Consider the following 12,464-nt stretch of genomic DNA (forward strand, 5'->3'; position numbering starts at 1 on the left):
TCCATGGCGGTTCCCATCTCAGTCCGAACGGATGTCCCGCTGATGGGAGACCTATCGCCCTTTCTGCAGACCCTTACTGCAGATTGAACGAAGCCGTCTTCACCTCCTTGGAATCCAGGCCCACCTGCACCTGGAATTCACCCGGCTCGGCCACGTATTCCAGCTTGGCGTTGTAGAAGGACAGCGCCTTGCGGTCGATGCTGAAGCGCACCTGCTTTTCTTCTCCCGGCTGCAGCATCAGCTTGCGGAAATCCTTCAGTTCCTTGACCGGCCGCACCACCGAGGCCGCCACGTCGCGGATGTACAGCTGCACCACGGTCGCACCGGCGCGGCGGCCGATATTCTTCACGGTGACGCTGGCCTCCACCTTGCCATCGGCCTGCATGGTGGGCTGCGACAGGCTCACCTCGGAGAGCTTGAACTCGGTATAGCTGAGGCCATAGCCGAAGGGATAGAGCGGGCCATTGGGCTCGTCGAAGTATTGCGAGGTGTAGTTGCCGGGCTTGCCTTCGGTAAAGGGACGACCGACACGCGGATGGTTGTAGTAGCTCGGGATCTGCCCCACCGACCGCGGGAAGGTCAGCGGCAGCTTGCCGGACGGATTGACGTCGCCGAACAGCACATCGGCGATCGCATTGCCCCCCTCGGTGCCGGTGTACCAGGTCTCCAGCACGGCCGAGGCGTTCTCGCGTGCCCAGTTCAGGTCCAGCGGGCGGCCATTCATCAAGACCAGCACCAGCGGCTTGCCGGTGGCCTTGAGCGCCTTGAGCAGATCTTGCTGGCTCTGCGGCAGCGACAGCGAAGTGCGGCTGGAGGATTCATGCGACATGCCACGCGACTCACCCACGGCGGCCACGATGACGTCGGCATTGGCGGCCGCCTGCACGGCTTCGGCGATCATCGCCTGCGGGCTGCGCTTGTCCTGCACCACCTCCGGATCATCCCAGTTCAGGAAGTTGAGGTAATCGACGATGTGCTTGTCTTCGGTGATGTTGGCGCCACGGGCATAGACCAGCCTGCCCTGCGTGCCCACCGCGGCCTGCAGGCCCTGGCGCACGGTGATGGTCTGCTTGTCGCGGCCGGCGGCCGACCAGCTGCCCAGCATGTCGATGTGCGAATCGGCCAGCGGGCCGACCAGCGCGATGCGGGCATTCTTCTTCAGCGGCAGCGTGGCATTGCGGTTTTCCAGCAGCACCATGGACTGCTGCGCGACTTCACGGGCAGCGGCGCGATGCAGGCGTGCATCGGCATAGACATCGGCCGGATCATCGGCAGCACGGCCGATGCGCACGAACGGGTCCTTGAACAGGCCCAGGTCGTACTTGGCGCCGAGGATGTCGCGCACGGCGTTGTCCAGTTCCTGCTGCGAGACCTTGCCCGAGCGCACCAGCTCCGGCAGTTGCTTGATGTAGACCTGGTCGGCCATGCTCATGTCGGTGCCGGCCTTCATGGACAGGCGCGCCGCTTCGCTGTCGTTCTGCGCCACGCCGTGGTTGACCAGTTCGGTGATGGCGCCGTGGTCAGACACGGTCAGGCCCTTGAAGCCCCAATCGCGGCGCAGCAGGTCCTGCAGCAGCCAGGTGTTGGAGGTGGCCGGGGCGCCATTGATGGAATTGAGCGCCACCATCACGGCACCGGCGCCGGCATCGATGGCGGCGCGATACGGCGGCAGGTAGTCGTTGTACATGCGTTGCGGGTCCATGTTGACCACGTTGTAGTCGCGCCCGCCCTCCACCGCCCCATACAGTGCAAAGTGCTTGACGCTGGCCATGACGCGATTGGCAGCGATGGGCCGGGTCTCGCCCTGCAGTGCGCGCACCGAGACATCGGCGATGCGCGAGACCAGGTAGGGGTCTTCACCGAAGCCTTCCGAGGTGCGGCCCCAGCGCGGGTCGCGGCTGATGTCCACCATCGGCGCGAAGGTCATGTCGATGCTGTCGGCGGCGGCTTCCTCGGCGGAGGTGCGCATGGCCTTGGCGACCAGGTCCATGTCCCAGCTGGAGGCCAGGCCCAGACCGATCGGGAAGGTGGTGCGGTGGCCGTGGATCACGTCATAGGCGAAGAACATCGGGATCTTCAGGCGCGAGCGCATCGCGCCTTCCTGCAGCGGCCGGTTCTCGGCGCGGGTGACCGAATTGAAGGTGCCACCGACGCGGCCGGCGGCCAGTTCCTCGGCCAGTTTCTTGGCGGGCATTTCCGGGCCGATGCTGATCAGGCGCAACTGGCCGATCTTTTCTTCCAGCGTCATCTGACGCAGCAGGTCGTCGATGAAGGCGGTCTTGTCACCCAGCAAGGCGGGGTTGGCTTGCGCATGGGCCGCGGGGCCACTGAGCGCGGCGCTACAGGCCAGCGCGCACAGGGTCATGGCCAAGGCCAGGCGGGGGCGGCGCACGGGCGCGGCTTGCCGCTCGGTAAGCTTGTGGGACACGGGTTTCCTCTCTTTTTCTAAACTTTGGCGGCGCGCTGCTCTCTACAGGGTGCAGCGGCCCGTCGAAGGCGGTCTGGCCGGCGGGATCAGTTATTGCTTGTCTTCTATGATGCTTAGCCGGTCGGACGGTTCGCTATATTATTCTGTTTTGATGCCTGTAGGACAGACAGGACCATGGCGGTGACCAGCCCGTTTGTGCTGGAATGCCGCCTCTTTGTGGAGAGATGCATTGATCAAACGTGGATTGAAATGGAATTTCCTGCACGGCATGGTGCTGACAGCTTCGCTGCTGGCAGCCTCGGTGCAGGCGCAGAGCAACCAGGGCTTCGACCTCAACCAGGCCGTGGCACGCGCCAGGGCGCTGGCCGACAAGCCTTACCAGAAACCGGCGAGCAATCTCTCGCCGACCTTTGCGGCGATGCAGTTCGCCGACTACATGAAGATCCAGCCGAAGAGCGAGAAGTTCGAATGGCGCGACCAGAAGACGCCCTTCAAGCTGGCCTTCTACCACCAGGGCATGCAGTTCAACGCGCCGGTGGCGATCCACGAGATCATCGATGGTCGCGTGCAGGATGTGGGCTACAGCACCGACCGCTTCAACTTCGGTGACCTGGCGCTGGCCAAGGACAGCACCGCGCACCTGGGCTATGCGGGCTTCCGGGTGGTCTATCCGCTCAACCGCGATGACAAGGAAGACGAGGTCATGAGCGTGCTGGGCGCGAGCTATTTCCGCGTGATCGGCAAGGGCCAGGTCTATGGCCTGTCGGCGCGCGGCCTGGCCATCGATACGGCCATGCTGAGCGGCGAGGAATTCCCCCACTTCACCGAATTCTGGATCCAGCGTCCAGCCCCGGGCGAGAAGCAGCTGACCTTCTATGCGCTGCTGGATTCGCCACGCGCCACCGGCGCCTACAAGTTCACGTTGACCCCGGGCCAGGATGCGCTGCTGGATGTGCAGGCCCGCGTGTTCCTGCGCGGCGAAGTGGGTCGCCTGGGCATTGCACCGCTGACCAGCATGTTCCTGTTCGGCCCCAACCAGCAATCCTCGCGCCGCAACTTCCGCCCGGCCATCCATGACTCCAACGGTCTGGCGATCCACACCGGCAATGGCGAATGGCTGTGGCGTCCGCTCAACGATCCGCAGAACGTGGAAGTGAGTTCCTTCGAGGTGACCAATCCGCGTGGCTTCGGGCTGCTGCAGCGGGGCCGCGCGTTCTCGGCCTTCGAAGACCTGAAGGACCGCTACGACCTGCGTCCTTCGGCCTGGATCGAACCGCGTGGCGACTGGGGTCGTGGCGCGGTGCAACTGGTGGAAATCCCCACTGCCGACGAGACCAACGACAACATCGTGGCCTACTGGCTGCCGTCGCAATTGCCGGCCCGCGGCACACCGGTGGCCTACGACTACCGCATCCACTGGACCATGGATGAGCCGGCCATCATCAACAACGAGGTGGGCTGGGTCAAGCAGACCTTCCATACCGATGGCGAGCTCACGCAGGCCAACCTGATCCGCGCCTTCGACGGTACCACGGCCCTGCTGGTGGACTTCACCGGCGGCCCGCTGGGCAAGCTGCCGGCCGGGACCCAGGTGCAGCCGCAGGTGAGCGTGTCCAACAATGGCGAGCTGATCGATGCGCAACTGCAGCCCAATCCTGCCATCAACGGCTGGCGCCTGACCTTGCGGGTGAAGATCCGCAACGTCGCACAGGCGGTGGAATTGCGGGCCGCGCTCACTGCCAACGGCAAGCCGCTGACCGAGACCTGGAGCTATCAGCTGCCGCCGCGCTCGGACGTGCAGCGGACCTTCTGATCCCGAGGCACAGAAAAAGTAAATTATTTATATCAATAAAAATGGGCTGCAAGTGACATCACTTGCAGCCCATTTTTTTCGGCGTCGCATCTTGCCTCGTGCCGTGCATCACACCCGGCGCAAACAGGCACAAGCAGGCGATCAGCTCTCCACCGACTCGCCGCGCAGGCGGGCGATGACGCCATCGAGGGCATCGAGGTCGTTGAAGTTGATGATCAGCTGACCCTTGTTGCGGGCGCCGGTCTTGATGCTGACCTGGGTCGCCAGGAGGTCGGAGAGTTCTTCTTCCAGGCGGGCGATGTCACGCGACTTGTCGCGGGCTTCGCGTGGCTTGGCGGCCTGTTCGGCGGAAGCGCGGGTGACCAGCTTTTCGGCGTCGCGCACCGACATGCGCTTGGCCACGATCTGGTTGGCCAGCTGGATCTGGGTCGCCGAATCCACCGCCAGCAGCGCGCGGGCATGGCCCATGTCGATGTCGCCGGCCATGAGCATGGTCTGCACCGGCTTGGCCAGGTTCAGCAGGCGCAGCAGGTTGGACACTGCACTGCGCGAACGGCCCACGGCCAGCGCTGCCTGCTCGTGGGTGAAGGCGAAATCGGTGATCAGGCGATGGATGCCCTGGGCTTCTTCCAGGGGATTGAGGTCCTCGCGCTGCATGTTTTCGATCAGCGCCATGGCGGCGGTGGTCTGGTCGTCCACGTTCTTGACCAGCACCGGCACTTCGGTCAGGCCGGCGATCTTGGCGGCGCGGAAGCGGCGCTCGCCGGCGATGATCTCGTAGACGTCACGGCCGTTCTTCTGGCCGATGGCGCGGATCAGGATGGGCTGCAGCAGGCCCTGTTCCTTGATGGAAGCGGCCAGCTCGTTGAGCGCGCCCTCGTCCATGCGGGTGCGCGGCTGGTACTTGCCGGCCTGCAGCTCGGTGACGGCCATCACGCTGGGCAGGCCGGCCTTGGCCGCTTGCGCCTGCGCTTCTTCGGTGATGTCGGAGGAGCCACCCAGGAGTGCGTCCAGTCCGCGTCCCAGTCCCTTGGATTTTTTCGGTAGAGTTGCCATGCGATTGCCTGATGAAAACGATGCCTGATTACAGCGTCTTGATGCGCTCGACCATTTCCGCGCCGAACGCGATATAGGCCTGCGCACCCTTGGAGGAAGGATCGAAGGTCACGCCCGGCAAGCCGTACGACGGCGCTTCGGCCAGTCGCACATTGCGCGGGATGACGGTCTTGAAGACCTTGTCGCCGAAGTGCTGTTCCAGCTGGTCCGAGACCTGTTGCGACAGCGTCATGCGCGGGTCGAACATCACCCGCAGCAGACCGATCACCTTCAACTCCGGGTTCAGCTTGGCATGCACCTTCTTGATGGTGTTGACCAGGTCCGACAGGCCTTCGAGTGCGTAGTATTCGCACTGCATCGGGATGATCACGCCATGCGCCGAGCACAGGCCGTTCAGGGTCAGCATGGACAGTGCCGGCGGGCAGTCGATGAGGATGAAGTCGTAGTCTTCCGCCACCTCGGCGAAGGCAATCTTCAGGCGCGCCTCGCGCTGCTCCAGTTCGACCATCTCGACTTCGGCACCGGCCAGCTCACGATTGGCCGGCAGCACGTCGAAACCGCCCGCCTCCGAACGCTTGCGCACGCTGCGGATATCGGACATGCCCAACAGCACTTCGTAGATCGACGCTTCCAGCGTGGCCTTGTTGATGCCGGCACCCATGGTGGCATTGCCCTGGGGGTCGAGGTCGGCCAGCAGCACGCGCTGGTTCAGCTGCGCCAGACCGGCGGCCAGGTTGACCGCGGTGGTGGTCTTGCCTACGCCACCTTTCTGGTTGGCGACACAAAATATTTTTGCCATATCTTTTTTATGTGAGCGTTATTGCGTGGTCAACTTGATGCCGAAACCGATCAGGAAGACCCCGGCCGCACGCGAGGCCAGCTTGGCGATGGTGCGATTGCGGGCCATGCGACGGGCGGCGGCATTGCCGACGAAGATCAGGAAACTGCCGTAGAACAAGGTGCAGGTACTGATCACGGCACCCATCGTGAAGAAGGTGAGCGAGCCCTGTTGCGTGGCGGGGTCCAGGAACAGCGGGAAGAACGCCATGTAAAACACGATGGCTTTCGGGTTGAACAAGGTGACCAGAAAGCCGCGCCGGAATTCTGCGGCGTTGGAAAAGGGTACGACTGTACCACCGCCCTCGCCTCTTGCAAACAAAAGACGCCCGCCGAGGTAGGCCAGGTAGGCCGCGCCCAGGTATTGCAGGCCGTGGAACAGCAAGGGGTTGGCATGCAGCAGCGCGGCCACGCCGGCCGCCGCCAGGAACATGAGCACGATGTCACCCAGCATGAGACCCGCCTGCGCCATGAAGCCACCGCGCAAGCCCCCCTTGGCGGCGCAGGTCAGCACGCAGAAGGTACCGGGGCCGGGCAGCAGCAGGAACACCATGGTGGCGGCAATCAATTGCCAGATATCGGTGATGCCGAGGGAATGAAAGATCGCCTGCATGGTGGGTCTCCTTGAATGTGAGCGGCCCGGGTTGCTGCCCGGGCCGCCGGCCTGATGTCAGGTGCCGTATTTACGGCTTGCTCTTGACCACCCGCGCGGTATCGAAACCCTGCTTGGTGGCGTTGTTGAGTGCGTTCTCGTATTGCTCGTCGCTGATGGTCGGCGTGCGCGAGAGTATCCACAGGTATTCGCGCGAGGGGCTGCCGACGGTGGCCAGCGTGTATTGCTCGTCCAGGTCCATGATCCAGTAGTCGCCCCAGACCATCGGCACCCACGACAGCCAGGCCGGCGCAAAGCGCACTTCCAGCTTGCTGTTGTTGCTGCCCGGGACCACCCGCGCCACGCCTTTGGCTTCATCGATGCCATCGGCGGTCTTGCAGCGGTTGGTGACGTCGATCATGCCATCGTCACGGGCAGCATACTCGGCACTGGTGCCGGAGATGCATTTTTTCTGGAAGCTGTTGGGAATCTTGGCGATTTCGTACCACTTGCCCGCATAGCGCTTCAGGTCCACGGAGGGCACGGTCTTGACTTCCTGGGCGCTGGCGGTGGCGATGACGCCATAGGCTGCCATCGAGACCATGGTAGCCACCAGGGCCTGTTTGAGTTTGTTCATCAGGTCGCTCTTTCCATGAAGATGAGATGCCGTTCGGCATCCAGGCCCGGTACCTGCAGGGGCTGCACTCGCTGCACCTTCCACCCCGCCGGCAACCGGTCGATTTCCTCTTGCGGCAGCACACCCTTGAGGGCGATGTATTTGCCACCTTGTTGCAGGAGGTGGTTCGACCATGTGACGAAGTCCTTCAGTTCCGCAAAGGCGCGCGACGTGATGACATCGTACTGTTGCTCGACTGGCAACTGCTCGACACGGGCATGCAGCACCGTCACATTGCCCAGTTGCAATTCAGCCTTGACCTGGTTGAGGAAGGCGGTCTTCTTCTGGACTGTATCGACCAGGGTGATCTTCATCTGCGGCTCGGCCTCGGCGGCCCAGATCGCCAGCACGATGCCCGGCAGGCCACCGCCGGCGCCCACATCCAGCACGCGCTGCGCGCCGGCAAAGGCGGTCATGGCCGAGAGCGAATCCAGCAGGTGGTGCGACACCATCTGGGCCGGGTCACGCAAGGCGGTCAGGTTGTAGACCTTGTTCCACTTCGCCAGCAGGGCCTGGTAGGCCATCAGCCTTGCGATCTGCGCCTCCGAGAGCGTGAGCCCGAGGGCCTGGGCCCCCTCTTTCAGGGTGCGGGTCAGTGAGGACAGGTCTGCAGTGTTGCTCATCCGTGATGCCTTGTTATTGATCTGGGTCGGTAGTGCCGTGGGCAGTAATGTGAATCTTTGCGCAGCCTCAGGCCGCCTGGTTGTCGCTGGCGGCCAGCTGCTTCAGGCCACCCTTCTTCAGGTGCACCAGCAACAGCGACAGCGCCGCCGGGGTGACGCCGGAAATGCGCGAGGCCTGGCCCAGGGTTTCCGGACGGTGCTTGTTGAGCTTCTGGCGCACTTCGATGGACAGTGCCTTGACGTCCATGTAGTCCAGATCGGCGGGCAGCTTCAGGTTTTCGTTATGGTCCTGACGGCTGATCTCGTTGGCCTGGCGGGCGATGTAGCCGGCGTACTTGACCTGGATCTCGACCTGCTCGCGCACCGGACCGTCTTCGATGCCTGGGCCGGCCAGGGGCTGGCCTTCCGTACCGGTCAGGCTCATCAGGCTGTCGTAGTTGACGTTGGGACGGCGCAGCAGGTCCAGCAGGTTGTATTCGCGCTCGATGGCCTTGCCCAGCACACGTTCGGCTTCGGCAGCGGCGAGGATGCGCGGATTCACCCAGGTGGACTTGAGGCGTTCCATTTCACGTGAAACGGCTTCGCGCTTGCGTTCGAAGGCTTCCCACTGGGCATCGCCCACGCAACCCAGTTCGCGGCCGATTTCGGTCAGGCGCAGGTCGGCATTGTCTTCGCGCAGAGAGAGACGGTATTCGGCGCGGCTGGTGAACATGCGATACGGCTCCTGCACGCCCTGGGTGACCAGGTCGTCGACCAGCACGCCGAGATAGGCTTCGTCGCGGCGCGGGGTCCAGGCATCGCGGCCCTGGGTCTGCAAGGCAGCGTTGATGCCGGCCAGCATGCCCTGGGCGGCGGCTTCTTCGTAACCGGTGGTGCCATTGATCTGGCCGGCGAAGAACAGGCCCTGCACCTGGCGGGTCTCCAGCGAGGACTTCAGGCCACGCGGGTCGTAGTAATCGTATTCGATGGCATAGCCGGGGCGCAGGATGTGGGCGTTTTCCATGCCCTTCATCGAGCGCACCAGTTCCAGCTGCACGTCGAATGGCAGGCTGGTGGAGATGCCATTGGGGTAGAACTCGTGGGTGGTCAGGCCCTCGGGTTCCAGATAGATCTGGTGCGAATCCTTGCTGGCGAAGCGGTGGATCTTGTCTTCGATGGAGGGGCAGTAACGCGGGCCCACGCCTTCGATGACGCCGGTGTACATGGGGCTGCGATCCAGGCCGCCACGGATGATGTCGTGGGTACGGCTATTGGTATGGGTGATCCAGCACGGCATCTGGCGCGGATGCATGGCGGCGTTGCCCATGACGGAGAACACCGGTACCGGATCGAGATCGCCCGGTTGTTCTTCCAGGATGGCCAGGTTGATGCTGCGGCCATCGATACGCGGCGGCGTGCCGGTTTTCAAACGGCCTTGCGGCAGCTTCAATTCCTTCAATCGGGCGGAAAGCGAGACGGCAGGCGGATCACCGGCACGGCCGCCGGAATAATTGTTCAGTCCTACGTGGATTTTCCCGTCCAGGAAGGTACCCGCGGTCAATACCACTGCGTGGCCTGCGAAGCGGATACCGGCCTGCGTCACGGCGCCGACGACGCGGTCACCTTCCAGCATCAGATCATCCACTGCCTGCTGGAACAGCCACAGGTTGGGCTGGTTCTCCAGGCGGGAGCGGATCGCTGCCTTGTACAGGATGCGGTCAGCCTGGGCGCGGGTAGCGCGCACGGCCGGCCCCTTGGAGGAGTTCAGGATGCGGAACTGGATGCCCGCCTCGTCAGTGGCAATGGCCATCGCCCCACCCATGGCATCGACTTCCTTGACCAGGTGGCCCTTGCCGATCCCGCCAATGGAGGGATTGCAGGACATCTGGCCCAGGGTCTCGATGTTGTGCGTCAGGAGCAGGGTTTTCTGGCCCATGCGTGCTGCGGCCAGTGCAGCTTCGGTGCCGGCGTGACCGCCGCCAACGACAATGACGTCAAATTGTGTGGGGAATAGCATGATGCGGGCCTCGTGGTGAGGTGAGAACAGAGGCGAGATTATAAGACCTTTTATCCGGACGGGTCGGCAGGCAGGTCCCTGGCTGTTGGTTTACCGCACTTCCCTGCCCTGTCGAACGCTATCGGCGATGACTTCCGATAGGTATAGCTGATCAACGAAACATCATCGCTACTGTTTCACGTGGAACATCGGGAGGATGTCTTTGTGCTTAGATGAAATTCAACGAGCAAATAAAAACGGAGCCCCCGGCTCCGTCTTCAACTTCATTCACGCTGTTTCACGTGAAACATCAAACATGTTTTCTACCGAAGAAACGCGTCATACCCGGACTTCAGGATCAACGCCCCGACCACGATCAGGAACAACTTGCGCACAAAGACGCTGCCATGTTTCATCGCCAGTCGGGTACCGACCAGCGAACCACCGATGTTGAATACCGCCATCAGCAGACCCAATTGCCAGATCACATGGCCGCTATACCCGAACCAGCACAAGGCCGCCAGATTGGTCGCGATGTTGACGAACTTGGAGACCGCCGAGGCCGACAGGAAGTCGTAGCTGAACACCCGTACGAACAGGAAAACCAGGAAGCTCCCCGTACCCGGGCCGAACACACCATCGTAGAAGCCGACCGCACCACCGATCAGGGCGGCGTAGATCATCTCCCTGCTCCCGCTCAGCGTGGGCGCATGGGTCGTACCGAAATCCTTCCTCTTCAGCGTGTACAGCGCCACCGCGATCAATACAAAGGGCAAGGCCTTGCGGATCAGATCGGTCGGGATATGCGTCACCACATACGCACCGAAGAAGGAAAAGGCAAACGCTGCCATGGCTGCCGGTGTCACAGTGCTCCAACGTACTGCCACCTTGCGCGCAAAATTGATGGCGGCAGCACTGGTACCCATGACGCCGGCCACTTTGTTGGTACCCAGCAGCGTGGCCGGTGCGGTGTTGGGAAAGACCGAGAACAAGGTCGGTACCAGCACCAGCCCTCCCCCGCCTACCACCGCATCAATCAGACCGGCAACGAACGCGGCGCCGCACAGGATGACGTAATCAAGCATGCCCTGCCTCCGTGACGAAACGGACCGGGCCGGCATGAGGTGATGTGGAAAAGAGAGACGATGGGGATGATGGCAGTGATGCAAGGCTGTGCATAAGATAAGGCGCGGACTGGTGATCTGGATAATCGGAGAACCGGGATGGCGGACCGGTGCCGTCAATAAGCACCCGCTTTGGCCGGCCCACATTCTACCGCCGCGCCACCAGCAGCATCAGCAACAGATTCGCCCTGCACATTCCTGTTCCGGAACATGAACGATCTGTTATGCCTGGCACAGGACGACGAAAAGACTGTGGACAAAAAAATTACCGCCGGGAAATCACCTGATCGGTGACTTGCCGGCGGCAAGCGGATCACCCTGGGGGTGACCCGCGCTCTGTCGAAGATAGGCTAGTGCGAGCTCTTGGCCTGCCCTTTCCCGATCAGCGCCTGGATTTCCCCGACGATGCCCTTGCGGAAGGCCAGCACGCAGACGATGAAGATGAAGCCGGTCACGATCGTCACCGAATCACCCAGCGTGTTGAACCAGTCGATGCTGGTGGCATTGGCCAGCCAGCTGCCGATGTCACCCAGCTTGTTCTCCAGCATGATGATGATGACCGCGCCGACGATGGGACCAAGGATGGTGCCCAGGCCGCCCACCAGGGTCATCAGCACCACCAGGCCGGACATGCTCCAGTGCACGTCGGTCAGGGTCTCGAAGCCCAGCACCAGCGTCTTGGTGGCACCAGCCAGGCCCGCCAGACCAGCCGACAGCACGAAGGCCAGCAGCTTGTAGCGCGCCACGTCATAGCCCAGCGAGATGGCGCGGGGCTCGTTCTCCTTGATCGCCTTCAACACCTGGCCGAAGGGCGAATGGATGGTGCGCACGATCAGGGCAAAGCCCGCCACCGCGATGGCCAGCACCACGTAGTACAGGGTCATGTCGCTTTCCAGGCTCAGGAAGCCCAGCAGCTTGCCGCGCGGCACGCCCTGCAAGCCATCCTCGCCGCCGGTGAACGGCATCTGCAAGGCCACGAAGAACAGCATCTGCGCCAGCGCCAGGGTGATCATGGTGAAGTAGATGCCTTGCCGGCGGATCGCCAGCAAACCCATCACCAGGCCGATCAGGGCGCCCACCAGGGTGCCGATGATCAAACCCAGCTCGGTTGGCAGTCCCCATACCTTCAGCGCCTGGCCGCACATGTAGCCGGCCCAGCCGAAGAAGGCGGCGTGACCGAAGGACAGCAGGCCGGTGTAGCCGATCAGCAGGTTGAAGGCGCAGGCGAAGAGTGCGAAGCACAGCATCTTCATCAGGAACACCGGGTAGATGCCGAACGGTGCAGCCAACAACAATATTAGTAAAACAGCAATTCCGATTTTCTTGTTCATGCCGGTCTC

Annotated in this window: 10 protein-coding genes; 1 reads left to right on the top strand and 9 read right to left on the bottom strand. The window is 62.7% G+C overall.

The window, feature by feature from the left end:
* Positions 1–73: 73 nt before the first annotated feature.
* Positions 74–2,428 carry a beta-glucosidase BglX gene (gene bglX / locus HBH1_RS19495; RefSeq protein WP_006463424.1) on the bottom strand — a complete coding sequence of 785 codons (2,355 nt, stop codon included), beginning with the start codon at positions 2,426–2,428 and terminating at the stop codon, positions 74–76.
* A gap of 268 nt (positions 2,429–2,696) precedes the next feature.
* Here bglX and HBH1_RS19500 point away from each other — a divergent pair, with 268 nt between their 5' ends.
* Entirely contained in the window at positions 2,697–4,241 is a 1,545-nt protein-coding gene (locus tag HBH1_RS19500) for a glucan biosynthesis protein G (RefSeq protein WP_102664078.1), read from the top strand.
* Between the two features lie 141 nt (positions 4,242–4,382).
* On the opposite strand, the gene HBH1_RS19505 is transcribed toward HBH1_RS19500, so the two are convergent.
* The 8 genes from HBH1_RS19505 to HBH1_RS19540 all read right to left on the bottom strand — a co-directional run bounded on the left by HBH1_RS19505 (position 4,383) and on the right by HBH1_RS19540 (position 12,455).
* The gene (locus HBH1_RS19505) at positions 4,383–5,297 is read right to left on the bottom strand and encodes a ParB/RepB/Spo0J family partition protein (protein ID WP_006463426.1); all 915 of its coding nucleotides are present in this window, start codon (positions 5,295–5,297) and stop codon (positions 4,383–4,385) included.
* A 28-nt stretch (positions 5,298–5,325) separates the two neighbouring features.
* Entirely contained in the window at positions 5,326–6,096 is a 771-nt protein-coding gene (locus HBH1_RS19510) for a ParA family protein (RefSeq protein ID WP_006463427.1), read from the bottom strand.
* Positions 6,097–6,114: 18 nt separating this feature from the next.
* Complete coding sequence (leuE, locus tag HBH1_RS19515; RefSeq protein ID WP_102664048.1) at positions 6,115–6,747, bottom strand: leucine efflux protein LeuE; 633 nt, start codon at positions 6,745–6,747, stop codon at positions 6,115–6,117.
* 70 nt (positions 6,748–6,817) lie between these two features.
* Entirely contained in the window at positions 6,818–7,363 is a 546-nt protein-coding gene (locus HBH1_RS19520; protein ID WP_102664049.1) for a lipocalin family protein, read from the bottom strand.
* A complete protein-coding gene (gene rsmG / locus HBH1_RS19525; RefSeq protein ID WP_102664050.1) occupies positions 7,363–8,025 on the bottom strand; it encodes a 16S rRNA (guanine(527)-N(7))-methyltransferase RsmG in 663 nt (220 codons plus the stop codon). The genes HBH1_RS19520 and rsmG overlap by 1 nt, the downstream gene beginning before the upstream one ends.
* Positions 8,026–8,092: 67 nt before the next feature.
* Positions 8,093–10,021, bottom strand: coding sequence for a tRNA uridine-5-carboxymethylaminomethyl(34) synthesis enzyme MnmG (gene mnmG, locus HBH1_RS19530; RefSeq protein WP_102664051.1), 1,929 nt, complete (start codon positions 10,019–10,021; stop codon positions 8,093–8,095).
* A gap of 302 nt (positions 10,022–10,323) precedes the next feature.
* Complete coding sequence (locus HBH1_RS19535; protein ID WP_102664052.1) at positions 10,324–11,085, bottom strand: sulfite exporter TauE/SafE family protein; 762 nt, start codon at positions 11,083–11,085, stop codon at positions 10,324–10,326.
* A 389-nt stretch (positions 11,086–11,474) separates the two neighbouring features.
* Entirely contained in the window at positions 11,475–12,455 is a 981-nt protein-coding gene (locus tag HBH1_RS19540) for a branched-chain amino acid ABC transporter permease (RefSeq protein ID WP_039875323.1), read from the bottom strand.
* Positions 12,456–12,464 lie beyond the last annotated feature (9 nt).

The sequence above is a fragment of the Herbaspirillum sp. BH-1 genome (assembly GCF_002870055.1).
Classification (GTDB): Bacteria; Pseudomonadota; Gammaproteobacteria; order Burkholderiales; family Burkholderiaceae_D; genus Herbaspirillum; species Herbaspirillum frisingense.

Excerpts from the sequence above, each read along its gene's own strand:
- HBH1_RS19500 (WP_102664078.1), top strand. The coding sequence starts at position 2,697 with ATGGTGCTGACAGCTTCGCTGCTGGCAGCCTCGGTGCAGGCGCAGAGC.
- HBH1_RS19505 (WP_006463426.1), bottom strand. The coding sequence starts at position 5,297 with ATGGCAACTCTACCGAAAAAATCCAAGGGACTGGGACGCGGACTGGAC.
- HBH1_RS19510 (WP_006463427.1), bottom strand. The coding sequence starts at position 6,096 with ATGGCAAAAATATTTTGTGTCGCCAACCAGAAAGGTGGCGTAGGCAAG.
- leuE (WP_102664048.1), bottom strand. The coding sequence starts at position 6,747 with ATGCAGGCGATCTTTCATTCCCTCGGCATCACCGATATCTGGCAATTG.
- HBH1_RS19520 (WP_102664049.1), bottom strand. The coding sequence starts at position 7,363 with ATGAACAAACTCAAACAGGCCCTGGTGGCTACCATGGTCTCGATGGCA.
- rsmG (WP_102664050.1), bottom strand. The coding sequence starts at position 8,025 with ATGAGCAACACTGCAGACCTGTCCTCACTGACCCGCACCCTGAAAGAG.
- mnmG (WP_102664051.1), bottom strand. The coding sequence starts at position 10,021 with ATGCTATTCCCCACACAATTTGACGTCATTGTCGTTGGCGGCGGTCAC.
- HBH1_RS19535 (WP_102664052.1), bottom strand. The coding sequence starts at position 11,085 with ATGCTTGATTACGTCATCCTGTGCGGCGCCGCGTTCGTTGCCGGTCTG.
- HBH1_RS19540 (WP_039875323.1), bottom strand. The coding sequence starts at position 12,455 with ATGAACAAGAAAATCGGAATTGCTGTTTTACTAATATTGTTGTTGGCT.